General features: G+C 63.4%; 22 protein-coding genes. 11 read left to right on the forward strand and 11 right to left on the reverse strand.

Annotated features, from left to right (window positions below):
• Window positions 1–136 precede the first annotated feature (136 nt).
• The 7 genes from NL528_RS09290 to NL528_RS09320 all read right to left on the reverse strand — a co-directional run bounded on the left by NL528_RS09290 (window position 137) and on the right by NL528_RS09320 (window position 4,470).
• Window positions 137–1,129 carry a hypothetical protein gene (locus NL528_RS09290; RefSeq protein WP_309182390.1) on the reverse strand — a complete coding sequence of 331 codons (993 nt, stop codon included), beginning with the start codon at window positions 1,127–1,129 and terminating at the stop codon, window positions 137–139.
• 9 nt (window positions 1,130–1,138) lie between these two features.
• Window positions 1,139–2,272, reverse strand: coding sequence for a hypothetical protein (locus NL528_RS09295; protein WP_309182391.1), 1,134 nt, complete (start codon window positions 2,270–2,272; stop codon window positions 1,139–1,141).
• Window positions 2,272–2,466, reverse strand: coding sequence for a hypothetical protein (locus NL528_RS09300; protein WP_309182393.1), 195 nt, complete (start codon window positions 2,464–2,466; stop codon window positions 2,272–2,274). The genes NL528_RS09295 and NL528_RS09300 overlap by 1 nt, the downstream gene beginning before the upstream one ends.
• Entirely contained in the window at window positions 2,466–2,726 is a 261-nt protein-coding gene (locus tag NL528_RS09305) for a helix-turn-helix domain-containing protein (protein WP_309182395.1), read from the reverse strand. The genes NL528_RS09300 and NL528_RS09305 overlap by 1 nt, the downstream gene beginning before the upstream one ends.
• Window positions 2,727–2,839: 113 nt before the next feature.
• Window positions 2,840–3,085, reverse strand: a complete 246-nt coding sequence (locus NL528_RS09310; protein WP_309182396.1) for a hypothetical protein — start codon at window positions 3,083–3,085, stop codon at window positions 2,840–2,842.
• Window positions 3,066–3,902 carry a hypothetical protein gene (locus NL528_RS09315; protein ID WP_309182397.1) on the reverse strand — a complete coding sequence of 279 codons (837 nt, stop codon included), beginning with the start codon at window positions 3,900–3,902 and terminating at the stop codon, window positions 3,066–3,068. The genes NL528_RS09310 and NL528_RS09315 overlap by 20 nt, the downstream gene beginning before the upstream one ends.
• Window positions 3,892–4,470 carry a hypothetical protein gene (locus tag NL528_RS09320; protein WP_309182398.1) on the reverse strand — a complete coding sequence of 193 codons (579 nt, stop codon included), beginning with the start codon at window positions 4,468–4,470 and terminating at the stop codon, window positions 3,892–3,894. Before NL528_RS09320 ends, NL528_RS09315 begins: the two co-directional genes overlap by 11 nt.
• A gap of 901 nt (window positions 4,471–5,371) precedes the next feature.
• On the opposite strand from NL528_RS09320, the gene NL528_RS09325 reads away from it, so the two are divergent.
• The 4 genes from NL528_RS09325 to NL528_RS09340 are packed head-to-tail and all read left to right on the forward strand — an operon-like array spanning window position 5,372 to window position 11,258.
• Window positions 5,372–7,393 (forward strand): tyrosinase family protein, encoded by a 2,022-nt coding sequence (locus tag NL528_RS09325; protein ID WP_309182399.1) that lies wholly within the window; start codon window positions 5,372–5,374, stop codon window positions 7,391–7,393.
• A 7-nt stretch (window positions 7,394–7,400) separates the two neighbouring features.
• A complete protein-coding gene (locus NL528_RS09330) occupies window positions 7,401–9,407 on the forward strand; it encodes a LodA/GoxA family CTQ-dependent oxidase (protein ID WP_309182400.1) in 2,007 nt (668 codons plus the stop codon).
• Window positions 9,404–10,564: a tryptophan 7-halogenase gene (locus NL528_RS09335; RefSeq protein WP_309182401.1), complete on the forward strand. Its 1,161-nt coding sequence runs from the start codon at window positions 9,404–9,406 to the stop codon at window positions 10,562–10,564. The genes NL528_RS09330 and NL528_RS09335 overlap by 4 nt, the downstream gene beginning before the upstream one ends.
• A gap of 1 nt (window position 10,565) precedes the next feature.
• Window positions 10,566–11,258, forward strand: a complete 693-nt coding sequence (locus NL528_RS09340; protein WP_309182403.1) for a DJ-1/PfpI family protein — start codon at window positions 10,566–10,568, stop codon at window positions 11,256–11,258.
• Window positions 11,259–11,291: 33 nt separating this feature from the next.
• On the opposite strand, the gene NL528_RS09345 is transcribed toward NL528_RS09340, so the two are convergent.
• Both NL528_RS09345 and NL528_RS09350 read right to left on the reverse strand, forming a co-directional pair.
• Entirely contained in the window at window positions 11,292–13,379 is a 2,088-nt protein-coding gene (locus NL528_RS09345) for an ATP-binding protein (protein ID WP_309182404.1), read from the reverse strand.
• Between the two features lie 233 nt (window positions 13,380–13,612).
• Entirely contained in the window at window positions 13,613–14,095 is a 483-nt protein-coding gene (locus NL528_RS09350; RefSeq protein WP_309182405.1) for a hypothetical protein, read from the reverse strand.
• A 242-nt stretch (window positions 14,096–14,337) separates the two neighbouring features.
• Between NL528_RS09350 and NL528_RS09355 the strand changes: the two genes are divergently transcribed.
• From NL528_RS09355 to NL528_RS09375, 5 genes are all read left to right on the forward strand, one after another.
• Entirely contained in the window at window positions 14,338–15,399 is a 1,062-nt protein-coding gene (locus NL528_RS09355; RefSeq protein ID WP_309182406.1) for an amidohydrolase family protein, read from the forward strand.
• Between the two features lie 71 nt (window positions 15,400–15,470).
• Window positions 15,471–16,583 (forward strand): amidohydrolase family protein, encoded by a 1,113-nt coding sequence (locus NL528_RS09360; RefSeq protein ID WP_309182407.1) that lies wholly within the window; start codon window positions 15,471–15,473, stop codon window positions 16,581–16,583.
• Between the two features lie 27 nt (window positions 16,584–16,610).
• Window positions 16,611–17,036, forward strand: a complete 426-nt coding sequence (locus NL528_RS09365) for a Rieske (2Fe-2S) protein (RefSeq protein ID WP_309182408.1) — start codon at window positions 16,611–16,613, stop codon at window positions 17,034–17,036.
• A gap of 52 nt (window positions 17,037–17,088) precedes the next feature.
• The gene (locus NL528_RS09370) at window positions 17,089–18,063 is read left to right on the forward strand and encodes a quinone oxidoreductase (RefSeq protein WP_309182409.1); all 975 of its coding nucleotides are present in this window, start codon (window positions 17,089–17,091) and stop codon (window positions 18,061–18,063) included.
• A 28-nt stretch (window positions 18,064–18,091) separates the two neighbouring features.
• The gene (locus tag NL528_RS09375) at window positions 18,092–18,967 is read left to right on the forward strand and encodes a type 1 glutamine amidotransferase domain-containing protein (RefSeq protein WP_309182410.1); all 876 of its coding nucleotides are present in this window, start codon (window positions 18,092–18,094) and stop codon (window positions 18,965–18,967) included.
• A 139-nt stretch (window positions 18,968–19,106) separates the two neighbouring features.
• Here NL528_RS09375 and NL528_RS09380 read toward each other — a convergent pair whose 3' ends face one another.
• Window positions 19,107–20,756 (reverse strand): S53 family peptidase, encoded by a 1,650-nt coding sequence (locus NL528_RS09380; RefSeq protein ID WP_309182412.1) that lies wholly within the window; start codon window positions 20,754–20,756, stop codon window positions 19,107–19,109.
• A 483-nt stretch (window positions 20,757–21,239) separates the two neighbouring features.
• On the opposite strand from NL528_RS09380, the gene NL528_RS09385 reads away from it, so the two are divergent.
• Window positions 21,240–21,446, forward strand: coding sequence for a zinc ribbon domain-containing protein (locus NL528_RS09385; protein ID WP_309182413.1), 207 nt, complete (start codon window positions 21,240–21,242; stop codon window positions 21,444–21,446).
• On the opposite strand, the gene NL528_RS09390 is transcribed toward NL528_RS09385, so the two are convergent.
• Window positions 21,443–23,053 (reverse strand): NAD(P)/FAD-dependent oxidoreductase, encoded by a 1,611-nt coding sequence (locus tag NL528_RS09390; protein WP_309182414.1) that lies wholly within the window; start codon window positions 23,051–23,053, stop codon window positions 21,443–21,445. The two genes, NL528_RS09385 and NL528_RS09390, sit on opposite strands and share 4 nt — an antisense overlap.
• 227 nt (window positions 23,054–23,280) lie before the next feature.
• On the opposite strand from NL528_RS09390, the gene NL528_RS09395 reads away from it, so the two are divergent.
• Entirely contained in the window at window positions 23,281–25,014 is a 1,734-nt protein-coding gene (locus NL528_RS09395; protein ID WP_309182415.1) for a S53 family peptidase, read from the forward strand.
• The last annotated feature ends 622 nt before the right edge of the window (window positions 25,015–25,636 follow it).

Genomic DNA, 25,636 nt, shown 5'->3' on the forward strand with positions numbered 1-25,636 from the left:
GATCTCCTTGTCGTCCTGCCGGCTGCATGACCCTGGCCGATCTGATGGGAAACGCGACATCTCCCGACGTGACGCCGAAGATCTCATTTCGATTGATAGCGTTGGGCATCGACTCGCTTCGATGTTGCTACACGCACTAATCCGTGCCGGCGGTGTCGAGGCTCGGATCCTTGCCGAGATCGAGCTCGTAATAGCGGCGGCGGACCCGGGCGACTTCGAGGGCGTCGGGCACCGGCACCGGATAGCGGCCGTTGCGGCCATCCGCGCGCGCGTAGTGCTCCGTCGCCGTGGCGTCCGAGGCATGCCCGAGCAGGGCGGCCACCATGGCGAGCCCGCGCAACTTTTCCTCTTCGGCGGTTGCGGTCGAGACGTACGTCGCCTTGAACCGGGCGGCCGCCGCATGACGTGCCGACGACAAGGTCGGGTGCTCCGTCTCCGTGCGGCGCGGAAACAGCGCCTTCGTCACCCTGCGCATCAGGGATTCCAAGGTATCCTGGAGGGTATCGAAGCGTCCTTCGGATGCGGCGGCCTTGGCCACGGCGGTCCAGAAATTCATTTGCGAGACGAAATGATCCGGCAACTCCGTCCACCGGAGCGTCCGCGTCTCTCCGTGCGCCCTGCCGTTGCTGTTCTTGCCGTTCACGAGCACGAGCTCCCACGCGTAGCCCGCCGCCGTGCTCGGCCCGAAGACGGCGGTCGGCCATTCGACGAACCGCGCGCCGGTCAGTTCGCCGCAGTCCAGGACGGCGACCAGCTTATCGGCGTTCTCGCTGATGGTGGAGAGCGCGCGATAGCGGATCCGCACCAGGTCGTCCGCGACGTCGGCCTTCTGCTTCCACTGCGACGTGCGCTTGGCGGTGGTGCTGCCTTGGGCGCGCCAGTCGCGGAGCAGTGCGATGGCGGCGTTCAGGGCGGCTGCGTCTTCGGGCTGGAGCCTGGCCGCCGCAGTCATGCTGAAGATGAGCGCCGACCGGTACTGGCGGACGCTCGCGGGCCGCAGGTCCTTGGCCATCACGGCCTTGACGAGCTCCACGGGACCGAGCTTGCGTCCCGCGGCCTTCTTTTCAGCCTGGGCGATCCGTCTTGCGCGGTCGAGGTAGTTCTTTTCGGTCTTCGCCTTGCGGGTCATGTCGATCTCCTAGGCCTTCATCCACGGCGGCTGCAGCGGATCGTGACGGCGGCAGTGGCGAGCGATTTCGCGCACGAAAGACTCGGCGGTCAGCTTCGCTTCCCGGAGATAGAGCGGGGAAAAGGGCGAGTAGATGAGCGTGGTCTCGTTCGACTGCGGCGGCTGGATGTGACCGAGCCACAGAGCGATCTGTTCGTCCTCGACGGCCTTCGAACGCATGTAGCGACCGAGAGCGTGGCGGATGGAGTAGGTGTTGCCACCGGGCGCGAGCTTGGCGCGCCGACAGGCGGCCTCGAAGGCGGTGTCGATCTCGCCGACCGGCTGTCCGCGCCATTGCACGAGATGACCCGGCAGGAGACCCACCGTCCAAGGCGCCAGCGTCTCGGGAATGGCGAGCGTCGGCCTCCATTTGCTGGTCTGGACGCGGCTGGCGGGATTGAGATCGACGAGACCGCGGCGGTAATCGATCTGCGCCGCGATCGCGTCGAGCAGGGCGCCGATGCGGCAACCGAGATTGGCGAGCCAGACCAGGCAGATCAAAAAGTGAATGAACTGGGCCTCGTCGATGACCGCGGCGATCTCCTCGATCTCCATCACGCGACCCTTGGGACGCGCCGCGCGCAAATCATTCTTGGTGCAGAAATAGGGCACCTCCGGCACATGATGTCGCGGCAGGCGACGCTCGCCGACCGCCACGGCGCAGGCCTTGCGAAAGACCGTCAGCGTCCGGTCGACGGTCGACAGGACGATGCCCTCCGCCATGGCGGCGTCACGGAAGGACTCGAAAGTGCTGGGCACCATGTGCTGCAGCATCGAACCGCCCATCAGACGCTTCATGCGCTCGATCGCGATGCCGTTGAATTCGGCGGACGCCTGGGCCTCGGCTTTCGGACGGTTGAATTCGAGCACTTCGGTCACCGTGCGGAGCGGCCTCTGCACGAGCGCATCCTTCGGATCGCCGGTGATGCCGCGCTCGACCAGGGATCGAACGGCGGCGATCGCCCCTTCGAGATCGGTCGTGCCCAGGGTTCGGTAGAACGACTTTTGCTGTTCCTTGTCGTACGTGTAGACGTAGAGGTTATCCGTCGTGTCGTGGCTGCACACGGCGTACTCGCCCATCTTATGGATCTTGGTGTACGCCATCAGCGCACCATCTCCACGTGGCCGTCGGCACGGCGTTCGGTCAGGGATTGCACGGCGGCGATCGCGAAATCGCTCGTGTGCAGCGACCGCCAGATCGGCTGCTTCTTCTCCGCGTCGTACACGGTGACATAGAGCGTGTCGTGGTACCGCAACACGGTATACGCGCCGATCTGATGGACCTTGACGTATGCCATCAGCGCGTCATGTCCATCGGATGGGCATCGTCGCCGGCGTCCTGCGCCGCGGGAGAGACCGGCGCGGAGCTTCCGTTTACGCTGACGAAGTCGCGCACCGCCTTGACCGAGAAATACAGGACGCGGAATCCCTTGATCGCCTTGAGCCGGCCGTCCTTCTCCGCCTTGCGCACCGATCCGGCGCTGATGCCCAAGGTTTCCGCGACCTCCGCGGTCGACAGCAGCTGGTAGGGCGAGAGTTCGTCGAGGTTGATACGCATGAAGCTTGCCTCCCGTATGCCTAACATCACTGTGGCATGACTGAAGGTTCAATATGCGTCCACGGGGCGCTTGTCAAGCCTATGCAAAAGAGCACTGCGGCATACTTCCAAATTCATGAGAGAATGTCTTCCAATTTAATCAAGGTGCGCGAAATGCGGAGCATGTGCTCGATCTCGCCGCGAAGGCGGATGCGTCGCACGGTGGAGCTTGGAAGAAGCGTCGTGACGTAGCCGGCCGGCAGCCGCCTGTGCTTTCGATAGTATCGAAGCACGAAGGCGGCCGCCTGCGAGCGCAGATGTTCACGCTGGCGAAGCAGGAAGGCCACGCGGCGGGCCAGCCTACGCGGCGGGATGGCCATCCGCCCGCTCCGCGATCCTGGCCAGCGTGTTTCCGGTGAGGCGCCACCACAAGGCCAGTTCGGAAGCGCACGCGCGCGAGCGGAAGAGATCGATGCCGAGACGACGCGCCAGCGCATCGCCATCCATCATCATGGCGTTGGCGACATCGAGACCGGCATCGGCGCACGTCTCGAGAGCCCTGCCGGCGACGCGCGGAATGGTGACGGTCGGAATCTCACCCGCCTTGTCGCGGAGGCGGGTCAAACTCTCGGCCTGCTCGCTGAGGAGAGGAAAGTCGAAATTGCCGGCGCGGCCGCTCAGAACGAGCGCGCGCTGCAGACCGGGGGCGACCGTTTCGATGCCCGACAGGTAGGCGCCGGCCTGGGTCATCGACTCCGTCGACGACGTCGTCAGCACCATCGACAGGCCCCGCACGCCCAGCCCCGCCAGCGTCGTGTCGAAGCCGGTGCTCGCGAGGACGTCGAGCCTGTGCGCGCTGCTGCCGCCTGCCCAGTCGACCACCACGGCGCTGCCCGCTCGCGGGATATCCAGGATCTCGTCCCAGAGAGCGGTGAGGACACCGGACAAGCCGCCCGTACGGCTTGCGGCCGTGGCGAAGTCTTCGGTCTTGATATAGACCTCCTTGTTCGCGGCGCCGGTCTCCGCGGTCTGGCGGCGCCCCGTCTCGATCCTGACGAGCGTCACCGGCCGCCCCGCTTCGCGAAAGAGATGGCAGAGGCGGTTGGCGACGGTCGACTTGCCGACGCTCGTGCCGTCGGCGACAACCTCCACCAGGTCGGCGGGGTGAAAATGCACGGTCTTCTTCTTAGTCGTCATCCTGCTTGCTCCGTAACTTCTCAAGAAGGGCCGCTGAGCGGCGAGTGACCGCCGGCACCTGCGTGGCAGCCGGCGAATTCGGCGACAGCCGAATTTCGGGAAAGTGCGGGGATGCGGCCGGCGGCGGGGAAGCCGAACGTCCTGGAAGGGCCGCAGGAGATCGGACCTCACTGCGTTGGTCTCCAGGATGTTGCAGGGCGTTGCCGGCCTTTGCAGGGACCTGCATGTGCATGCCGGGGCGTGCAGGCGCGTGCAGGGGCGCGTCCGGGTGGGGAACTGCACGCTCTCGCGCGCGGGACAGGGCGCTGCTGACCGTCCCGGCCGGCAGCGGGGTGCCGTCTTCCCGGGCGATGCCGACCTCGGCCAGCATCCGGCCAACCATGACCGCGGTGGCGCCCCGCGCGGCCAGGTAATCAAACAGGGCAAGGTGGCCGTCGAAAACCTCCTGGAAGGCGTAGCCGAAGCGGCCAAGCGCTTCCCGGCCGATCATGATCAGTTCGTTTCGCCTGTCCGGCGGAAGGCGATCGATCAGGGCCTTGCCTGCCTTGGGTGGCGTTCCGGCGCTCACGACAAGGCTCCGGTCGCGCCAGGGGCGTTTCCACGAGACTTCCACAAATCCGCGAAAAAGCGCGAAAATAGGGCTTTACGAGCCGTCACCGGCCTGATCGAAAGCGAATAGAAATCAACGAGATGCGCGCGCGACCCCCACGTTGACATGGTAGGGGTCACAGGTTCGATCCCTGTCGCGCCCACCATTCTATGCTTCACCGACCGCAATCCCGGAAATTCCCCGACAGTTGACCGGCGGTCGGTTTCGCCTGGTTTTCCCGGTGACCGCCTGGCTCGGCCGGCTATTCCCGGGCCGAGGGCGGTGACTTTGGCTCGGTCGGCCATTGGCGTCGGCCCGCGCGTAACACCCCAGACCGATCCGGCCGTCGCCAGTGCGAGGCCTGCGAATCGAGCGCGCCCGTTTGTCGGCGGCAGGGATCGGTATCGCGCGCGACGAACCAAATCCGCGGACGTGCGTTCACCGGCTCCAGATTGATCGCGGCGATCAAACCGTTCGCATGGTTGGGGCGAAGTCTCGTTCATGCGCGCGTCAATGCTGACGCCGATCAACAAGCCGGATCGACCAATCCTTTGCGTGCCCGATTCGCCGCTTCGTCTCGGCGCCGCCGGCGTGAATGCACGTTGACGGTTGCCGGGCTTGACGCTACCTTAAATTGTCTTTTTCGGTCATAATAGTTTTGATGTTAGTGCGTTATTTATGATTTTCGCGATCCGCGCCGCAGATTGCTGATCGGTTGGAACGTTTCGCCGCCAGGAGATTGATCGTCGCGTCTGCGACGCAAGGACGGAGCCGGTCGCGCCGCCGCGAGCGGCGTCTGTAGAACGCGTTACGTGTTGCCCTTCCGCGTCGCGGCGCCGCCCGTGACCGCAAAAATTTCGCCGAGCCAGAGGTGAAGATCATGCCGGAATCGAACGTTGTGGAGCCGCCGTCGCGTCATCAGCGCTTTCGGGCGATCATGGATGCGGCGGCGGGTACGTCCACCGCCACCTATTCGAATCATCCGCGCTTCTGGAACCTGCCGCTGCCGGAGCTGCGAAATTTCGAGCTTTACGGTATCGCGATGATGCGCCCAGGCGGTGCGGCAGCCGCGGCGCCGGCGGCCGCGCCATTGTGCTGTCACGGCGAGGATCATTGCCATACAGCGACGCCCGCGTCGGGCGGCGCGGCGGAAGCCGGACTGGTGCGCGGCTTGCGTGGCCAATTCCCGTTCGACGGCACGCAGTTTCCGCCGCTTCCCTGGGGCGGCAAGCGGGTCGCCGGAGCCGACATCGTCTTCATCGCGCAGTGGATCGCCGACGGGTGTCCCGGCGCGGATGAAGATCACAGTCGCGTCCAGGCCGCGCATGTCAGCGAGATGAGTACCGCGCTGGCGGCCGGACACGCGCCGCATCCGCTGTTCGAGGGGCCGACCAACCAACTGGCCGACGAATCCGGCAGCGTGAAAGCGCGCAAGAATGTCGAGCACCTCCCGGACGAGGAATTGCGCCGGCTGCGCGCCGCGATCGCGCAAATGAAATCGCTCGATGCGTATCCCCAGGACGAGCGCAGCTTTGCCTACTGGGCGCGTATTCACGCCAATCAGTGCCAGCACGGCTGGGAGCAGTTCCTGACCTGGCACCGCGCCTATCTCTACGGTTTCGAGAAACGCCTGCAGGATATCGATCCGACCGTGACGCTGCCCTATTGGGACTGGGCCGCGGACAGCCAGAACGTGCAGGCCTCGCTCGACGACATGGGCGCCGCGACCAACGACAATGGTTACGTGCCGCCGGCCTATCAATGCTGGATCGACGACGACGGACTGCGCAAATTGACCGACGGCGGCAAGGTCCCGCAGGCCGTGCTGGACGGTCTGCGCGCCAAACTGCGCACGAGCTACAGTTCGGGCGCGCGCCTCTTCAAGGATGCCGGCATCCAGTACGGCGCCGACCCCGCCAGCGACGAGGCGATCAAGACGGTCCTTGGCGACATCAACCCGCTGTTTGACTGGAAACGCTGGCCCGGCGGCAATGCGAGCCTGATCTTCGAGGCCTATCCGACGCCGGACGATGTCGAGCGGATCCTGGGGATCGACGACTTTTTCGATTTCGGCAGCGGCAGCAGGGGCAACCAGTTCTTCGGCTCGCTGGAGACCATCCATAATCTGATTCACAATTTCTCCGGTGGCCAGAATCCCTTCATCAACGTCGCGCCGAACGAAGCGCTTTACGGCGACATGCAGGATCCGGGGACCACAGCCTTCGATCCGATCTTCTGGGGCCATCACAGCAATTGCGACAGGCTCTGGTCGGAATGGCAGCGGCGCCATCCCGGCGGCGGGCCTGACGATCCCGGCGATCCCTTGCCGCCGTGGAACTTTACCGTGGACGGCACCTACAGCATTTCGCGGCTCGGCTACGAATACATGATGGCCTCGAAATCGTTCCTCACCAACAGCGCCGTCCCGATCCAGCGCTTCCAGTCTGTCGCCGCAGCGGTTCATCCGAAGGTGATCGCGCTGCACGGCCGGGCCGAGATCAGGCTGCATGCCGTGCAATATGTGGCGCGGCCGGGCTTCCACATCAGGGCCTTCCTCAATACGCCTGACGCAAGCGTCGCCACGCCGACCCGCGGCAATCCGAATTATGTCGGGCTCGCCAGCATGTTCACCGGGGTCTGTATCGGAGGGCCCGGACATTGCGACGTGCCGGCGCCGCGGACCGATCGCTTCGATCTGCGCCCGCGGCCGCACAAGACGCCCAGCAACATCCGCTTCAATGCCACCGATGCGGTCAAGCGCCTCGCCAGCCAGGGCGCGACATCGTTCGCCGTCAATCTCGTGGTTCTCAACACGGATGGTACGCCGGCGGCCGACGCGCTGAAAATCGACGCGGTTTCGCTCAACTTCTTCGATCGACCCTCGACATCGAACCAACAATAGGCCCGCCATGGCAACATTTCGTATTCATCCCGCAATCGGCATCGCCCGGCTCGGCAACAGCCCGGAAGGTTTCTACATTGCGCCCGACCAAGGCGGGCAACTGCCGATCCTGTGTGACGGCAGCGGCAACCCGATCCTCGATTCCCAGGGCAACGAAGTCGGCGTCACCGATTTCAAGGACGCCGAGCTTCGCATCCTGCGTCAGGCGGCACGGTTTCGCGTTTTTGTCTACGACGACAAATCTCCTGGCGGCCGCGAGGTTTTGATCGGCGATCAGGTCGACATCGTGAACAAGCGCAACGGTCAGCTGCTCACGGTCCAGGTCGACGACATCCAGTGGACCGCCTATCTCGCCAACAAGAAATCGAGTTGGTACACGTTCGATGAGACGCAGGGAGAGCACGGCTATACCGCCGATCACGCGCTCCGCAACGCCGACATCACCAACCACGAGGAGCGGCAGCGTCTCATCATCGATCCCGGCCCGCGCAGCGTCAGCTTCAAGGGCACACAGCATTCCGTTTTCGACAATCGCAGCGCCGGGCCGACCAGCTTTCCGCCGGAACTGACGCCGCATTCGATCAGCAGTCTCGGCGAGCTCCGCTGCACGCAACAGGCCAAAGCCAACCGGCTGCTGGTGCTCGGCGGATTCGGGAATTCCGGCTCGATGCTGGGCGGCTTCGGCAATCCGAAGATCGAAGCCTATGCCAATAATGACGGCTGGTTTGACGATACGTCCGACGGGCCGGTCAGCGCGCGATTTGTCGGCACGGTCGTGGCGATCGACGGCAATCCGGTTACCCCCGGAGATCCCGGGCCGATGCCGGCGTCGATCGATCCGGCCTGGGTGATTGTCGGCTATCCCCGCTACGTGCCGCAGGCGCTCGATGTCGTGACCATGGACGATCTGCTGTTCGACATCGCCGTCCGGCGGTTCGGTTATGTGCCGTATCTGTACGGGGTGCCGCCCAATGACGGGGCGGCCAAGGTCCCGCAGGATGCGGCCGGGTTGAAGATCTGGCGGGGACTGGCGCACTGGAATCCCGCGTTCCGCCCGTATTTCGGCCGCGATATTCTGCCGATCCTGATGCGTCCGCTCGACGCGCAGAATTTCATCGACAAGGATCCGCTGACCGGCGGTAATCCGCACAACTCCAACCCCGGCGGCAATTTCGATTTCAACGACCTGTCGGTACCGCCATTCGATGGCGAGCCGGAAGCGGATCGCAAGCGCCGCCACGACATGCGGCAATTTCTCTACGGCGTGTTGCGCAAGGCCGGCCAGGAAAACGACCTGTTCGCGCCGCCCAATCCAAACAAGCCGGGATACAAGCTTTTCGCGATGCCGCTCCTGTGCGGCGACAATCCGATCTCGAACGTCGCACCTTCGAAATTCTTCCGCCTCACCGACACCATGCTGTTCCTGCTCAAGCAATGGGCGGACGGCTTGTTCATCGACGAGAGCAAGGAAGACATCATACCTCCGCCGCTGGTTGCCAGCGCCGGGGCAGCGCTGGACCGCGGCGCGCTGGCGGCGGCGCTGGGCGGCGCATTCTGCCCGGGTGCCGAAGCCGGTTGGATCATGCGCAACCCCGCGATCTATTCCGGACCTTACCGGATTCATCAGTCCCGGACGGTCACCCAGGGAGAGCTCAGCCAACCGGCCGACGCAAGCCTCGAGGAAGGCCTGGAGCCGGGCGACCTGACGAAATACAGCGCCGTTCCCTGGCAGTCCGATTTCAACGAATGCACCAACCAGCCGATCGACGTCACCTATCGCGAATGGAACAGCATCGCGCCGGAAAACACCGGCGATCCGGTCGCGACGATGACGCAACTGACCTATTGGTGGCCGGTGCACCGTCCCGTCTATTTCGGGTCGCTGCCGTGGTCACCCACATCGGTGACCAATTCCGGTGACCTCGCGATGGTCACGGCATGGGCATCGCTGCGCTTTATCATCCAGGGCAAGAATGGATACCAGTTTGCCGTACCGGATGCGCCGACCTCATGAAGGTGCCGGTGCGGTCGCCATTCTACGACATCGTCATTTTGGGAGGCGGACCGGCCGGCGCAGCTGCCGCGATTGAGCTGAAGAAGTTCGATCGGACCTTGCGGGTTCTTCTGGTCGAAGCGGAAATGCTTGCCGATTGGCATGTCGGAGAAACATTGGCGCCCGGCGCCCGACAGCTTCTGGAAGGGCTTGGCTGCTGGGACGAGGTCGCACGCGACGGCGTGCTCGAATCCGTCCAGACCATGGCGTGCTGGGGCAGTGACCGTCCGCACGCCAATGAGTTCATGCTCTCGACGCGCGGCAATGCCTGGCATCTCGACCGCGCCGCGTTCAACGAGACCTTGCGTGCGGCCGCCGAAGCCGCAGGCGTCGTGATCTGGCGCGCCACGCGCTTTGAAGGCGTGGCGCAGGGCAGGGACGGCGGGTGGCGGCTGACGCTCTGCCGCAACGGCCAGCCGCTCGCGGTGGCCGCCGATTTCGTGGTGGATGCGAGCGGCCGGTCGGCGAGGTTCGCCGCGGCGCTGGGCCATCGCCCGCACTTTGCCGATCGGCTGGTCGGCATCGCCGCGATCGTGCGGCTGCGCGAAAAAGTCTTGCCCGATCGCGCGACGCTGGTCGAGGCCTGCGAGAACGGATGGTGGTACTCGTCCCCGGTCCCCGGCGGAAAACTGGTGCTGGTCTGGATGAGCGATGCGGACATCGTTCATTGCGACGGTCTCGCGCGGCGGGAGCGCTGGCTGGCGCATCTGCGCGCGGCGCCGGCGACCGCTGCGCGGGCACTCAAGGCGGACGTTCCCGATCGGATCACCACATGGTCGGCGCGCTCGCATTGCCTTGATACGGTCAGCGGCCCGCGCTGGGTGGCGGTCGGCGATGCCGCGTCGAGTTGGGATCCGCTGTCCTCGGCTGGAATCCTCAAGGCGCTGCGCACCGGCAAGCTCGGCGCCTTCGCACTGCTCGACGCAATCCGGGGCGTCGAAGGCGGACCTGAAAAATACCGAAAGATCATATCAGCCGAATACGCGCGCTACCGGCAGGACAGACGCGACGTCTATCGAATGGAACAACGCTGGAGCGGATCGCCATTCTGGCAACGCCGGCACCAGGACGAACAGATTGAGGAACCCATTGCGCTACGGCAATCAGGAGGACGGTGAGATGACGAGCCCGGTATTTCCGCGCACCCAGAGAATCGGCATATTCGTCTACCCGAATTTCGAGCCGATCGACGTCTGGGGTTTCGCCGAGGCGTTTTCGATCGCGCGCTTCCTCGGCACCGGCTATTCGGACCCGCCGCCCTATCCGTTCGAAATCGTCCTGATCAGCCGGGACGGCTGCAACGTCAAAAGCATCAACGGACCATCCGTGGCGCCCGATTGGGATTTCAAGAAGGCGCTGCAGGAGCCGCTCGATTTGCTGATGATACCGGGCGGCGGCGGAACCTGGCCGCTGCTCGATGAAAAAGATCATCCGGCCGACGTCGCGGCCCTGCTCGAATGGGTCCACGCGATGGATGCCAAGGTGAAGATCATCGCGTCGGTCTGCACCGGGGCCGGAGTATTGGCGCGCGCCGGGCTGCTCGACGGGCTGCCGGCCGCGACCAATCACGGGGCATTCGATTCGGTCAGGCTGTGGGGCCCGAAAGTGCTGTGGGACAGCGTCTCGCGCTGGGTCGATGCCGGAAAATATGTCTCTTCCGCCGGCGTTTCGGCCGGCACCGACATGGGATTTTATCTGGTCTCCCGGATGGCAGGACGCGCGGTCGCGGAGAACGCGGTTTCGGCGGCCGAATACGATTGGCACCGCGATCCCCAGACGCCGATCTACTATCCGCCGCAGGCGCAGGTGTAGCGGAGCGGAAAATTTCGTGCGACCGGCGCCCGCTCAGTTTTCGGCCGTCGAAAGAACTCCGTGAACGCGGGAAGCCAGCGCACTCTCCGAGAACGGCTTCTGGATCAGCGAGACGCCGGGATCGAGCCGTCCCTGATGCACGATGGCGTTGCGGGAGTAACCGGTCATATAGAGTATCTTCAGCCCCGGGCGAAGTTGTCTTGCGGCGTCGCCAAGCACGCGGCCGTTGATTCCGGGCATCACGACGTCGGTCAGCAGCAGGTCGATCGGGCCGGGCCGTTGAACCAGGGCAAGCGCGGTTTCGCCGTCGGGCGCTTCGAGGACGCCGTAATTGAGGCTGCGCAATGTTTCCGTCACGTAGGAACGGACGTCCGGATCGTCCTCCACCACGAGGACCGTTTCCAGCCTGCCTTTCTGGCTCTCGGGAGTTTTGGTTTCATTTTTGGCTTCGGCGCGCCGGATGAAACTGCGGGGCAGGTAAATCTTGACTGTCGTTCCCTCGCCCGGTTCGCTGTAGATGCGGATGTGGCCGCCGCTCTGTCTGACGAAGCCATGGACCTGGCTAAGGCCGAGACCGGTCCCGGTACCGGCCGGCTTGGTGGTGAAGAATGGATCGAACGCCTTGCTGATGACTTCCTGCGACATGCCGGTGCCGGTATCGGTCATCGAGATCATGACGTATTGACCCGGCTTCACGCCGTCCACGGTCTCGCAATAGGCCTCATCGAGAGATGCATTGCCGGTTTCGATCGTCAGCTTGCCGCCCGATTGCATCGCGTCGCGTGCGTTGATCGCAAGGTTGAGCAGCGCGGATTCCAGTTCCGCCTGGTCGACTTCCGTCAGCCATAGCCCACCGCCGCGGACGGTTTCGATGAGAATGGTCTCGCCCAGCGTGCGGCCGAGAAGATCGGACATATCCGCCACCAGCCGGTTGGCGTCGATCGGACGCGGATTGAGCGGCTGGTTGCGCGAAAACGCCAGCAGCCGCTTGATGAGTTCTGCCGCGCGTTCAGCGGCATGATAAACGTTGGTCAATAACCGCTGTTGCCGGCCTTCCGGCGTCTGCCGCAATGCCAGCTGCAGATTGCCGAGGATGATGGTCAAGAGATTGTTGAAGTCGTGCGCCACGCCGCCGGTCAATTGCCCGACTGCCTCCATTTTCTGCGCCTGGCGGAGGCTGGCTTCGGCAGCTTCGCGCCGTTCGGCCTCGTCATAAAGCTGGCCGGTTGTTTTCATCGCCAGCAGGATTAGCACGATGAAAAAGACGGTCGCGGGAAGTCCGTAGACCAGATGGCCGGCCATCTGCCACAGCCAGCCCTGCACGATATCCCGGGTTGCCAGGCTCGAAGTGACATAGAGTGGGAATCCCTCGAGCTTGCGCGCCGCAAATCGCCGCTCGATCCCGTCGACACCGGAAACCGACGTGTATTGGCCGCCTTCAGGACTGCGCGCAACCAATTTGCCGAAGCCGGTGGAAGCGTCGAGCTTGATGCCGGTCGTGGTCGGCACCGGGTAACGCGCGAGTACGGCGCCGTCGTCCCTGATCAGGGCAAAGCTCGCGCTGGTGCGCTCGGCCAGCGGTTCATAGAGCCGTTCGAAGGCCTGGGGCAGCACCGAGATTTCGGTGATGCCGGAGAAGGTTCCGGAGGTGTCCGTGCGCCATTTGCTGACGGGAACGATCAGCCGGCCCGTCATCCGGATGCGCTGCACCTCGCCGACATGAAGGTTCGAATCCGGGGCCAACTGGCTTTTCAGATAGGCGCGATCGGGCGCGTTCGCGGCCGGTGCAACCGGGAAGAACAGCGAGGATACGATGGCGTCGCCCTGCGCGTTCAGGATCCAGACCGATCCGATGTCCGGCAGCGCGTTGACAAACTGCTTGAGGCGCTCGCTCAACTCGGCTTCGTTGATGCGAAGCGTCTGCTCGGTGCGTCCGCGCGTGATCTGCTCGACGCTGTCGAACGTCACGTTGATCGAGCGGAACACCCGCAGCGCCTGCTCGGCGCTGAGGTCCAGCCCCTGCTTGATCCGCTCATCGGCGCGGCTGAAGGCGGTACGGTAGTTCGCCCAGGATGCATAGCAGAACAGCAACAAGGGAAAGACGACGCTCGCTGCGAGCATCAACCGCAAGCTTCGAAGCGCAGCGTTACGGCGCGTTCGCATGCGGAATATTCGCTCCCTGCTGAATCGATCGGGCATCGATAGCAGTTGCGGGCGATTCCCGCCAGTTCGGCACTTTTTCCGGAGCCTGGAGCATGATCGGTTCTGATTGAATCAGAACCGATCATCCTCTAGATTCTTGTTTTGACGCGTTTTCTTCACGCGAACCGGTGCCCACTTCGCTCGAAAACGCTCTAGTTCCCCGGCTCGAACGTGCAGTCGGCGCCGCCGCCGGCGTTTTCCTTGATCACCTTGGGATCGAGGGTGCAGGAGAGCTTGGAGAGCGCCTCGAAGATCGATCCGGCGGCGCCGTCGGAGGGGACGCCTGCCATCACTTCGGTAGCGTAGATCTCGTTGGCCTTACGCCCCTTCAGGTTGCGCGTGGTCGTCTTGAAGGTCAGTTCGCAGGAGCGCGCGGTGATATCGACATTGGAGGTCCGGCACACGATCTTGTCGGCGGTGACGGTGATCTTCTTGGCGTAGCTGATTTTGGAATTCCCCTCGAATAACGCCGCCACTGCCTTCTTCTCGGCGGACGGCAACAGCGAATAGGGCGCCACCACGCCGGCCAATGCCAGTGCCGTCGATCCCGATACCGTGGTCGGGGCCGCGGAGGCGGCGGTGCCGCCGGCCAGCGAAAGCGAAACTGTCAGGACTGCCAATTTTCCAAGCTTCATTTTTGCCTCCTCGGCGTCTGGAATGCGGGATTGCCGTCGATAGCATGCGGCGCAATCCAAAATAGTGAGGGATATCACACGCAATCCCGAAATATCGGTTCCGAAACCAGGCGAAGGCCGCGCCGGTGTACCGTCCGGACAGACCGGCTCCGCAGTTAGACCCTTGCTCTTGCCAACCATCGGCGGCACATTTGCGCCTGCGACACATCGTTCGCCAAAAACAAAGTCTTGAGGAACCCTCCATGGCGGCGACGCGGATCGACTGCGATATTCATCCCGCGGTGGGTGGCACCCGCACTACGCTGTTGCCCTATCTCGACGACCACTGGAAAGAGCAGGTGGTCAGCCGCGCGATCGACGGCCTCGACCTCAACTCCTATCCGCCCTCGATGCCGCTTTCCGGCCGGCCCGACTGGCGGCCCGCCGAGGGCAAGCCCGGCAGCGATCTCGCGATGGTGCAGCGCGGCGCGTTCGACCAGCTCGGTTCGAGCCACGCGATCTGCAATGTGGTCTACGGCGCGCAGGCGGTGTTCGATCCCTATATGGCGGCCGGCTTCTGCAAGGCGATCAACGACTGGATCGCGGCCGAATGGCTGGCGAAGGATGCAAGATTGCGCGCCTCGATCGTGGTGCCGATGCAGGCGCCGGATCTCGCGGTTGAGGAAATCGAGCGCCGCGCCGCCGATGAGCGCTTCGTCTCCGTGCTGGTGCTGTCGCAAGGCGAGACGCTACTCGGACGGCGGCATTTTTGGCCGGTGTATCAGGTGGCCGAGAAATACAAACTGCCGATCGCGATCCATGCCGGCAGCCAGTACTGGGGCGCGCCGAGCTCGATCGGCTGGCCGTCCTATCGCTACGAATATTATCTCGCGGAAGCACAGGCGTTCCAGGCGCAAGTCTTGAGCCTGATCTATGAGGGCGTGTTCGGCAAATTCCCGGGGTTGAAAGTGGTGCTGATGGAATCCGGCGTGAGCTGGCTGCCGGCCTTCATGTGGCGCGCCAACAAGACCTGGCGCGGCGTGCGCGTCGAGGTGCCCTGGGTCGAGCGCGAGCCGGCCTCGATCATGCGCGATCACATCCGTGTCACCATGCAGCCGTTCGACGGCCCGCCGGATGCTGCCGGCGTCGCTGACATCATCGAGCAGATCGGCTCCGACAAGATGTTCTTGTTCGCGTCGGATTATCCGCACTGGCAGTTCGACGGCGACGACCCGATGCCGCCGTATCTGCCGAAGAGTATCGCCTCGCGCATGTGTGAAGAAAACCCGCTGGAAACCTTTCCGCGGCTCAAGCTTGACTCGTAATAGATCATGATCCGGAAAAGTGGATACCGGTTTTCCGAAGAGATCATGATCCGGAATAAAAGGAGGATCGCATGAGTGATGTCATCGACCGCCCCATTCTCGAGCAGGAAGTCGCCGCCAAAAGCCGGGTGCGGATCATCGATTGCGACGTGCATCCGAGCCTGCATTCGCACACTGACCTGCATCAGTTCATGTCGAAACGCTGGCAGGAGCATCTGAAGGAATATGGCAGCCATCTGCGCACGCCCTATATCGGCACCACGCCCTATCCGCGCTCCTCGCCTCTGATTGCGCGGCGCGACGCCTGGCCGCCGACCGGCGGGCCGCCCGGCTCCGATCTCGCCTTCATGCAGAAGCAGCACCTCGATCCGCTCGATGTCGAATTCGGCATTTTGCAGGTGCTCGACCTCTTCATCTTCTCGCAGCAAAACCTCGAATTCGGCGCCGCGATCCAGCGCGCCATCAACGACTGGCAGCTGGCATTCTGGTCCGACCGCGATCCCCGACTGAAGGCCTCGATCCTCGCCGGGCAGGACGACACGGAGTTCGCGATCGCCGAGATCGAGCGCTGCGCAAAAACCGGGCGTTATGTACAGATCAACGTCTGCCCGCGCGCCAACGAGCCGCTCGGCCGCCGGCGCTATTGGCCGATCTACGAACGCGCGCAGGCGCTCGGCCTGCCTCTCGGCATTCACGTCGGCGGCTATGGCGGGCACGCGCCGACCGGCGGCGGCTGGCCGTCCTATTATTGCGAGGAGCATCAGTCCAATGCGCATACAATGGGGTCGATGCTCACCAGTCTCGTCCTCGAAGGCGTTCCGGAGCGTTTCCCGAAACTCAAGATCGTGTTCATCGAGGGCGGCTTCGGCTGGATCCCGTCGACGATGTGGCGGATGGATCGGCATTTCGACCGCTTCCGCAGCGAGGTGCCGCACCTCAAGCGGCGCCCGTCGGAATATGTGAAGGAGCATTTCTGGTTCACGACCCAGCCGATCGACGAGCCGGATGAAGCAAAACACCTGCGCTCGCTGATCGAATGGGTCGGCGTCGATCGCCTGCTGTTCTCGTCGGATTACCCGCATTGGGACTTCGACGATCCGCGCTTTGCCTTCAAGACGCCGCTGACGGAGATCGAGCGGCAAAAGATCTTCAGCAGCAACGCCCGCGCGGTGTACAAGTTCTAGAACGCGTCAAACAAGAACCGTGAGTACATGACCCGGCACATCGTCGCCCGCACCTCAGATATCCCGCTTGGCGGCAACAAGGTGTTCGGCGTGGAAGGACGCGACATCGTCATCTTCCACGTCAACGGCGAATTCTTTGCGCTGCTCAATCGCTGCCCGCACGAAGGCGCGCCGCTGGCGAAGGCGGCGTGCGTGGCGCGGCTGACCTCGCCGGAGCCCGGCGTCTACCAGCGCTCGCGCGTCGGTGAATTGCTGCGCTGTCCCTGGCACGGCTGGGAATTCGACATGCGCAATGGCCAATCCTGGTTCGATCCGCAGCGGGTCAAGGTGAGGTCGTATCCGGTCGCGGTCGAGAGCGGCGAAGTGCTGGCAGAGGGGCTCGAAAAGGGCCCGTATGTCGCCGAGACCTTTCCGGTCCATGTCGAGGACAATTACGTCATCGTCGAGACCTAGAGCCGCCGCAACAATTTTCCCTGTCGTTCACCTCACCTGAAGGAGCCATTCCATGACGCACGCCATCCGTTTTCATCAGACCGGCGGCCCCGAAGTTCTGGTCTGGGAGGAAGTAGCCCTCGGCAAGCCCGGGCCGGGCGAGGCGCGCATCCGCCACACCGCGGTCGGGCTGAACTTTGTCGACATCTACAACCGCTCCGGCGTGTATCCGGTGCAACTGCCGAGCGGGCTCGGCGGCGAGGCGGCCGGCGTGGTCGAGGAAGTAGGCCCCGGCGTCACCGATCTCAAGCCCGGCGACCGCATTTGCTATGGTGCAGCCCCGATGGGCGCCTATGCCGAAGCGCGGCTGATCCCGGCCGATCGCCTGTTGAAACTGCCCGACGGCATCGACGACAAGACCGCGGCCGCGATGATGCTGAAGGGCCTGACCACGCAATATCTGATCCGCCAGACCTATCGCGTGAAGGCCGGCGACACCATTTTGCTGCACGCCGCCGCCGGCGGCGTCGGCCTGATCCTCGGCCAGTGGGCCAAACATCTCGGCGCCACCGTGATCGGCACCGTCGGCAGCGATGAAAAAGCAAAGCTCGCCAAGGCGCATGGCTGCGCCCACACCATCGTCTACACGCGCGAGGATTTCGTCAAACGTGTCGACGAGATCACCGGCGGCAAGAAGGTGCCCGTGGTCTATGATTCCGTCGGCAAGGACACGTTTCTGAAATCGCTCGATTGTCTCGCGCCGCTCGGCGTCGCCGCGCTGTTTGGCGCGTCCTCCGGCAACGTCGATCCGCTCAACCTCGGCCTGTTGGCGCAGAAGGGATCGCTCTATGTCACTCGCCCGACGCTCAACACCTACGCCGCCAAGCGTGAAAACCTCGTCGCCATGGCGGGCGAGCTGTTCGAGGTGGTGAAGTCGGGCGCGGTCAAGATCGAGGTGCACCAGACCTATCCGCTAAAGGACGCGGCCAAGGCCCATGCCGATCTCGGCGCACGCAAGACCACGGGATCGACGGTGCTGACAGTGTGAGAGGCTGACACCTTCCAAGGAGGCAACCATGGCGGCGCGCGTCCTTGTACCCTTACCGGCGCGGGATTTCGATCCAAGCGAGGCGGCGGTGAGCTGGCTCGTGCTCGCGCGCGCCGGACATACGGTCGTTTTCGCGACGCCGGATGGACGGCCCGCGGCCGCCGACGACATGATGCTGACGGGGCGGGGCCTCGATCCCTGGGGCGCCATTCCGCTGTTGCGGAATCTTCCCCTGGTCGGGCTTCTGATGCGGGCCAACCGCGACGCGCGCAACGCTTACGCTGCAATGATCGCGGACCCGAATTATCTGGCGCCACGGCGCTGGGATGCGATCGATCCCGCTGAATACGATGCGCTGCTGCTGCCCGGCGGGCATCGCGCGCGCGGCATGCGCGAATATCTCGAAAGCGAAATCCTGCAGAACATCGTCGCCGATTGCTTCGATGCGGCAAAGCCGGTGGCGGCGATCTGCCACGGCGTGCTGCTGGCGGCGCGCAGCCGCTCGAAGCGGACCGGGCAGTCGGTGCTGCGGGGATATCGGACCACCGCGCTGACCTGGGCGTTCGAGAACAGCGCCTGGTCGGTGGCGCGGATCACCCGGTTCTGGGATCCGGATTATTACCGCACCTATCTGGAGCAGGCCGGGCAGCCGAAGGGCTTTATGTCGGTGCAGCAGGAAGTAACGCGCGCGCTGGCCCGCGCGGAAGATTTTTGCGACGTGTCGCGGACCGATCCGCACTTTCGCCGCAAGACGTCCGGCCTTGAGCGTGACACCCTCGACAACGCGACGCCGGCCTTTGTCGTTCGCGATCGCAATTACCTGTCGGCCAGATGGCCGGGCGATGCTCACACTTTTGCGAAGATTTTTGCGGGTATGCTGACGCAGCAACGCCCGGTCGGTTGAACCGGGGACGATTTGCGCCGTACCTGAAGTCATCAATCAGGATGGTCTCAGGCCGATGACAGGCCGCAAAGCCGAACCGGCCGGCACTTGCGCGCACGGCCGGTTCGTAACCGCCTGACATCCCCCGTTCGAAAACGCTTCAGCTCGTCGGGTTGCCCTGGAACGCGGCCAGCAGCTTCTTGCCGTCCGGCGAGCCCCAACCGGTGCACGCATCCCATCCCTGGCCTGCCGGGTACTGGCCGTTCAGCAGCCCTTCCACGTCATTGTTGCCGGCGGTGATGTCGCGCAGCACGTTGTTCGGACCGAATTTGCTGTAGAGCAGCGCGTTGAAGTTGCCGACCCGCTTGCCCATGGTCGCGTTGATGCGTGCGATCAGGCTGGCCCAGAGCGGCGCGGAAGCGCTGGTGCCCCCGACCACCGTGAGCTTGCCGTTCGACTTCGTCAGATAGCCGGTCGCAGGATCGGCATCGGCCGCGACGTCGGGAATTGCCCGGCCCGCGAAATGTCCGGGGTTGATCGATTTGACCACCTTGCCATTCTGCCAGGCCGGGACCGGCGTGATGTCGCTGACGCCGCCGCCGGTGCCGCCTCCGCGATCGTTCCACACCGTCTCGGTGATCTGTTTGGTGCCGCTCGCGTTCTTGCGGACATGAAGCGTCGTTCCTCCGACCGCAAGGACATAGGGACTGGTCGCCGGATAGTTCACATGCGCGCGGCCGTCCTGCATCTGTGCCTCCGCGCCGTCGTCCCCGGTGGAGACGCACACCGTGATGCCGAGATGCGCCGCAGCCAGGAAACTCGCGTTGCAGTGCGCGATCGCGGCCGGCGACCAGATGACGCCGCTGTTGTTGAAGTTCTCGTTCTCGTCCCAACCCCAGCTGATCGAGATCACCGAAGGGTCGTTTGCGGAATCGCTGACCACCTTGGCCAGCACGTCGACCAGTCCCTTCTCGTCGAACGTCCCGAAATAGGTGACGATCTTCGCGCCGTTGGCCAGCGCCCCGGCAACGTCGACGTCGAGCATGACTTCGCCGGTCGAGTTGGGGTCGGAGCCCGGATCGGTCGAAACGCCGTCGACCGCGACGATTTGCACGTCGGGGGCCGGTTGCTGGATCGTCTGGAAATAGCTGGTGAGGTCGCCGGTGTCGACGCCGCCCCCGAACTCGAGCAGGCCGATGCATTGCTGCTGGGCGCCTCCAGCGGGGAAATTATAGATGTCGGCGAGTTCGGTCGGGATGAACCAGGCCCTCGCGGCGTGGGCGGCGCTTGCCTCCACCGTGCGCGATTGCAACGTACGCCGCAGGACGCGATGATTGTTCAGGCCGAAGACGCCGGTGATCGCGTCGGCGACCTCCGGCGGCACGTGCACCGGCCCGGTGCGGGCGTGAAAGTCACCAAGCTTCGGATGCGAGTAGTCGAACAGCGTGACGCCAAAGGCCTTGCTGACATCGGCAACGGTGCCGGCAAGGCCCATCCGGGCCGAGACCGTCTCCTTGTGGGTGACGACGAGGTTGTTGGCCTTCGCAAAGGCCTCGATCGCCGCGACGGATTTTTCGTCCGCGCCGTATTGGCTCGCGAGCTGATCGCGGGTCATGTAGGTGCGCGCTCCCGGAAGCTTGTCGTCGAGACTGGACAGGTCCGGCAACTGCTGGCTGCGGCGAACGCCGACGGTGAGTTCGATCCACCGCTGCTCGCTGGTGCGGCGCATCGCTTTCGATCCGGTCGGCAATTGATGGACGCTGTTGGGAAGCTCGACCGCATTGCTGATTTTGGCAGGTTGGGCACTCATGCTCGTCTCCCATGATGTTAGTCAATTTAAAAATGGACTCGGAATCGCAACAATTCCAAAGGGCTTTGAGAGAGCCGGACAGTTGCAGGTCAGGTTGCAGAATCGACAATGGTTACGACGGCTGGATCATCTTCGGATCGCTGTCGGCCGCCGCAAATGCCGCTTCAGCCAGGTTCAAACCAGAGATAGTAGAATGCAATACTTGCACGCTAACAAAACAGCGATGGTTCGACAACATTCCTGCTGTTCAAGTTTAAATGACCGGTGAGTGTGATCCCGTTCATATGCGGAAATGCTTGCGCCACTTCTGTCAGTATGGATGTCCGATGTCGGACAGCGGCATCGCCGCCCGTGAGCCGACGCCGTCGTGCTGCCGGGGCGGCCGAACCGGGCCGCGTCCCGGTGCGGAACGCACACGGAATAGCAATTTGACATGTGCATGCTATACTGCAGAGCGAGCGTTCTTCATGACAGGTGCGGCCGATGTCGAAACAAGAAATGCGCGAGGAGGCCGAGCGCCTGATCCGCGAGACCATGGAAAAGAAAGCCCTGATCGTGAAACAGGGCAATACGAGGATCGAGACCACCTGCGGCAAATGCGGCGCGCCCAACCGCCTGCAGGCGGAAAAGGGCGCGACCCGCGTCAAATTCGTCTGCAAGCAATGCGGCCACAAGCAGGAAACGCTTTAACGTCGCGCGGCGCGCGTTCGCTTTGAAGCCGAACCACGTACCTGCCTTGCCGAGGTGCCAGCCTGCTTTTGCTGCCGGCCGACGGCGTGGAGAATCGAGCAGGCAGCCCTTCGGCCGGACTGCAATGCGCCTTCCATGTAACCGAAATAGGCGAAGCAGGTGTGCTCACCGGCAAAGAACAAGCGCTCGTGGAAAGGCTCGTGCAGCAGCGGCCCGGCCCGGCAAACCTCGCCGGGCGCGGGGCACGAGTAGCCCGCGCCGGTCCATGGGTCGTCGGGCCATGCCATGAACTCCATCGGATGCTCTGAACGGTTGGAAACATAGCCATCGTATATCGCGCCGATCTTCGCCGCATAAAAATCGTCGATTTCGCGCTGTCCGCCATGTCTCCATTTGCGCAGCGCCGTTTGGGCGACCGCGCCGCCGGCAAACAGACTGAGCCCGACATCCCTTCCGGGCGGAGCGATCTGATTGTCCGTGGATTCCCAGGTAACTCCGAACTGGTTCGACGTTGACGTCGGTGCGAGGCCTTCTCTGATCCAGAAACGCTGCCTGAGTGGACTAAGATATTTCACCACCGTGCCCATCGTCACATAGGACGCGCGGGGCAATTTCGGCATGACTGTGATCTTGCGTCCTTTGGCAGCCGGCCAGAGGCTCGGCGGAATGGCGAGCACGGTATAGTCGGCCGTGATCGTTTGCTTCTTGTCGAGTTCGGTAAAGATGCACGCCTGGTCCGGATCTTTGGCGCTACGCCCCGTGCGAACCTCCAACGTCACATCTTCCTCGTTGATCAGGATGGAATCGACCGGGGTGCAGCGGCGTACCTCGCCGGCGGCCTTCTCGATCTCCGCGGCAAGACGATCGGCCAGCGCGCCATTACCCTCAGAACAACGCATGGCTTCGCTTTGTATGAAAAAGGCATCGAGTTGATCGCCGAGCCTGCCACCGGCGACGACTGCGAGATTGGCGAGAAAGCTCTGCCGGCTGGTCGGCACGCCGGCGTCGTTCGAAAACTGCTGTTCGAGTGCGAGCCTGGTGAGGTCCGAGCAATTCAACTCGTCGAACCAGGCAGATAATGACATCTCATCCAGCTCTTGCGCATTTTTGGCCAGCCATGGCTGGTATGGATCGACCTTGGTGGCCTTCTTGCTGATCCGGTTGATGGCGGTTTGCATCTGCCGGTAGACCTGCTTCAGCTCTTTCTCCGACGGCTCCTTGCCACCGAGATAGAGCGGCGCCTTCAGCGCCAGAGCGTCGAAGTTGTCGTCGGATGTATTGACGGAAAGTCCGAGCTGGAAGTCTTTCGCGAGGTTCAGCCACAGGGGATGGTTGTAGCCGATGAGTTCGCCGCCGGCTTCGACGATGCCGCTGGACTTGGTCTTGCTCCAGACCCGGCCTCCGACGCGACTGCGGGCTTCGAACACTGTCACCTGGCAGTGGCGCCTTAATGCATATCCCGCCATCAAGCCGGCAAATCCTCCTCCGACGATGGCGACCGTGGGACGTAGCGTAGTGCTTAAGGCCAGCGATTTGGCTTCCGCATCGACGCTTGGGTGGTGCAACGGTTCGTTCATTTTTGCGCTGACGAGCCTTTGACGTTTCACGCCGGTCATCCGCTGGCCGTATCGTCGATGGAGGCGGGCAAAAAGGGAGCGCATTTTCAAACACCTTTGGATCAATGAAGGACGGCCACAGCCGTCGCGCTAGTCCAGCCCCGCGGCAAATGATCCGCGGGCTTTCTTTGTGGCTGCGCGCCTGCCGACAATTGACGGCACGCCGGGATGAACGATAGCTTACAACTCAGAGGCGAGTCGAGGGCAGGGGGCTCTGGATGGCATCGCGCAAGAAAGCAGGGGCGGGGACCAGATCCCTGCCGAAATCAGCCTCCAGTCGAAAGGTGGAGGCGACAAGCGCCAAGCGCGGCCGCGCCGCAAAGGCAAAGGCGCGCGCTGCGAAGGCCCCGGTCAAGGTCCGGGACAGCTATCGCCCGCCGGCAAAGGGCGCCAGGAGAATGGGCCCTGCCGACCCGGGATCGCCGGTTGAGGTCACCATCATGCTTCGCGGGCCGCAGCTGCCCGGTGCCGACGAACTCCCCAGCCGTCCGCTGTCCGTCCGCGAGTTCAACGCCAGATATGGCGCCTCAAAACGAGACGCGGACAAGGTGTCGCAGGTGCTGCGCGAGCGGGGCCTGAAAATCGAGGAGGTGTCGCTCCCCGGACGCTGCATCAAAGTCAGCGGCACCGTCGCGCAGATGGAGGCTGCGTTTCGTCCAGGTCTGGCAATGTACAAGAGCGCCGAGCAGGGCGAATTCCGTGATCGCGAGGGCGAGTACAAGGTGCCTCCCTCACTGAGGAAAATCGTGAAGGCGATACTGGGATTTGGCCAGCGACGTGTCGCAAGGCGGCGGCCTGCAAGGGCCGCGGCAAGGAGCGCGCTTCGTTTGAGGAAGTTCGAACCGATCGACATCGAGCGCCATTATCACTTTCCTCCCGGCGATGCAGCCGGTCAAAGGATCGCGGTCGCCGAATTCGGCGGCGGTTATTTTGCCGAAGACCTCGCGAAGTATTGCAAGAAATACAAGCGAGCCGTCCCCAAGGTCAAAACCATTTCGATCGACGCGCCGGTTCCCACCAGGGCGCAAATCGAGCGGATGAAGCCGCCGAAGCAGCGTGACGAATTCGATTCGACCGGCGAAGTGATGATGGACGTCGAGATCATCGCGGGGCTGTGCCCGAAGGCTGACATTTCCGTCTACTTCGCGAGGGATCATCAGAAAGGATGGGTCGACCTCATCAATCGTGCGATTGACGACAAGCCGGTGGTCTTGTCCATCAGCTGGGGCGCCTCCGAAGAGGGAGGCGGCTGGTCGAAGGCCGCGATGAATGCCATCAACGAGGCGCTGACCAAGGCTGCGATGCTGGGTATCACGGTGTGTGGCGCCGCGGGCGACGACGGTTCCGGCGATATGCAAAACGACATGCAGGCGCATGTCGATTTCCCAGGTTCAAGCCCGTTCGTCCTTGCGGTCGGCGGGACCATGATAGGCCACAAGTCCGGCAAAACGGTCGAAAAAGTATGGCGCGTGGGCAAGGGTAAACGCATCCGCGGGGTTGGCGGCGCGACAGGCGGTGGGGTCAGCAGCACCTTTGACCGTCCCGGTTGGCAAAAGACCGACATAAAATCAGTGAACAAGAACAGCAAAAACGGCCGCGTGGTGCCGGATGTCGCAGCACTCGCCGGATCGCCCGGATATGACATGATCTTTAAAGGCAAGCACGATTACGGCGGCGGCACCAGCGCGTCGACGCCGTTGTGGGCGGCGCTTATCGCGCGCGTCAACGCATTGCTTCCGCGCAGGCAACGGCGGCGCTTTCTGGCGCGGCTGCTCTACCAGCAGGCATCTCACGGTGGTCCGCTGGGGCAACTGGTTTGCCATGACGTCACCGTCGGTAACAACACGACCAGACCGAGACCGAACAAGGGCTTTAAGGCCACCAAAGGTTTCGACGCGGTATCCGGCTGGGGAACGCCGATCGGAACGGCGCTGCTGCTCGGGCTGACGTGAACGCTTCGCAGGCGGTCTGCGGTCTGAGTGCGCCCGTCGGGCAAATCAAAAAAACCTGTCCAGCCCCCTCCGAAAAAATATTCCGCTTGTCGCGTCGGGCAAATCAGTGGTGTTTCTCCGCCCGTCTCACCCGACAAGAGGGGCGGCTCGCGATCGTCACGAAACGCGCGGTGGGATGCGGTGGACGTGGAAGCTGCGACTGACGAGCGCGGCCGATGCGGACGGCGAAGTCGTGTGGTCCTGATGCCTCGACGCCGGCGTCAAGCTTTGCGGAAGTATCCGCGAGGCGACGGTGACAAGAAAGCCCGATCACCGGGGAGAGCACGTTATAAGCCGTAAAACCATTGCGCAGGGAATGCCGGATTGCCTCCGCTGAACCTGTATGCTCGTGTGCGTTTTTTTTGTGCATGTTTGCACACGAGACCGCGGGTGCAGCGCGCATCCGGCGTTCCCTGCGCCCTCTGATTTCCGAGGGCGGGAGTGAACAACAAACCTCGGGCGGATTGAGCCGCGAGATCGCGAAGCTGTGTTTGCAAAGCAAATTTTTGTGCGAAGCCATTTCAACATAACGACGTCATTCCGGGATGCGCCTCTTGGCGCAGGCCCGGAATCCATAGCCACG

The sequence above is a fragment of the Bradyrhizobium sp. Ash2021 genome, assembly GCF_031202265.1.
Taxonomy (GTDB): domain Bacteria; phylum Pseudomonadota; class Alphaproteobacteria; order Rhizobiales; family Xanthobacteraceae; genus Bradyrhizobium.

What these genes read in the sequence shown, in the direction of transcription:
- NL528_RS09365 (WP_309182408.1), top strand. Translation starts at nt 16,611, where the DNA reads ATGACCCGGCACATCGTCGCCCGCACCTCAGATATCCCGCTTGGCGGC.
- NL528_RS09370 (WP_309182409.1), top strand. Translation starts at nt 17,089, where the DNA reads ATGACGCACGCCATCCGTTTTCATCAGACCGGCGGCCCCGAAGTTCTG.
- NL528_RS09300 (WP_309182393.1), bottom strand. Translation starts at nt 2,466, where the DNA reads ATGGCATACGTCAAGGTCCATCAGATCGGCGCGTATACCGTGTTGCGG.
- NL528_RS09360 (WP_309182407.1), top strand. Translation starts at nt 15,471, where the DNA reads ATGAGTGATGTCATCGACCGCCCCATTCTCGAGCAGGAAGTCGCCGCC.
- NL528_RS09325 (WP_309182399.1), top strand. Translation starts at nt 5,372, where the DNA reads ATGCCGGAATCGAACGTTGTGGAGCCGCCGTCGCGTCATCAGCGCTTT.
- NL528_RS09305 (WP_309182395.1), bottom strand. Translation starts at nt 2,726, where the DNA reads ATGCGTATCAACCTCGACGAACTCTCGCCCTACCAGCTGCTGTCGACC.
- NL528_RS09395 (WP_309182415.1), top strand. Translation starts at nt 23,281, where the DNA reads ATGGCATCGCGCAAGAAAGCAGGGGCGGGGACCAGATCCCTGCCGAAA.
- NL528_RS09330 (WP_309182400.1), top strand. Translation starts at nt 7,401, where the DNA reads ATGGCAACATTTCGTATTCATCCCGCAATCGGCATCGCCCGGCTCGGC.
- NL528_RS09350 (WP_309182405.1), bottom strand. Translation starts at nt 14,095, where the DNA reads ATGAAGCTTGGAAAATTGGCAGTCCTGACAGTTTCGCTTTCGCTGGCC.
- NL528_RS09295 (WP_309182391.1), bottom strand. Translation starts at nt 2,272, where the DNA reads ATGGCGTACACCAAGATCCATAAGATGGGCGAGTACGCCGTGTGCAGC.
- NL528_RS09310 (WP_309182396.1), bottom strand. Translation starts at nt 3,085, where the DNA reads ATGGCCATCCCGCCGCGTAGGCTGGCCCGCCGCGTGGCCTTCCTGCTT.
- NL528_RS09355 (WP_309182406.1), top strand. Translation starts at nt 14,338, where the DNA reads ATGGCGGCGACGCGGATCGACTGCGATATTCATCCCGCGGTGGGTGGC.
- NL528_RS09315 (WP_309182397.1), bottom strand. Translation starts at nt 3,902, where the DNA reads ATGACGACTAAGAAGAAGACCGTGCATTTTCACCCCGCCGACCTGGTG.
- NL528_RS09335 (WP_309182401.1), top strand. Translation starts at nt 9,404, where the DNA reads ATGAAGGTGCCGGTGCGGTCGCCATTCTACGACATCGTCATTTTGGGA.
- NL528_RS09340 (WP_309182403.1), top strand. Translation starts at nt 10,566, where the DNA reads ATGACGAGCCCGGTATTTCCGCGCACCCAGAGAATCGGCATATTCGTC.
- NL528_RS09380 (WP_309182412.1), bottom strand. Translation starts at nt 20,756, where the DNA reads ATGAGTGCCCAACCTGCCAAAATCAGCAATGCGGTCGAGCTTCCCAAC.
- NL528_RS09290 (WP_309182390.1), bottom strand. Translation starts at nt 1,129, where the DNA reads ATGACCCGCAAGGCGAAGACCGAAAAGAACTACCTCGACCGCGCAAGA.
- NL528_RS09375 (WP_309182410.1), top strand. Translation starts at nt 18,092, where the DNA reads ATGGCGGCGCGCGTCCTTGTACCCTTACCGGCGCGGGATTTCGATCCA.
- NL528_RS09385 (WP_309182413.1), top strand. Translation starts at nt 21,240, where the DNA reads ATGTCGAAACAAGAAATGCGCGAGGAGGCCGAGCGCCTGATCCGCGAG.
- NL528_RS09345 (WP_309182404.1), bottom strand. Translation starts at nt 13,379, where the DNA reads ATGCTCGCAGCGAGCGTCGTCTTTCCCTTGTTGCTGTTCTGCTATGCA.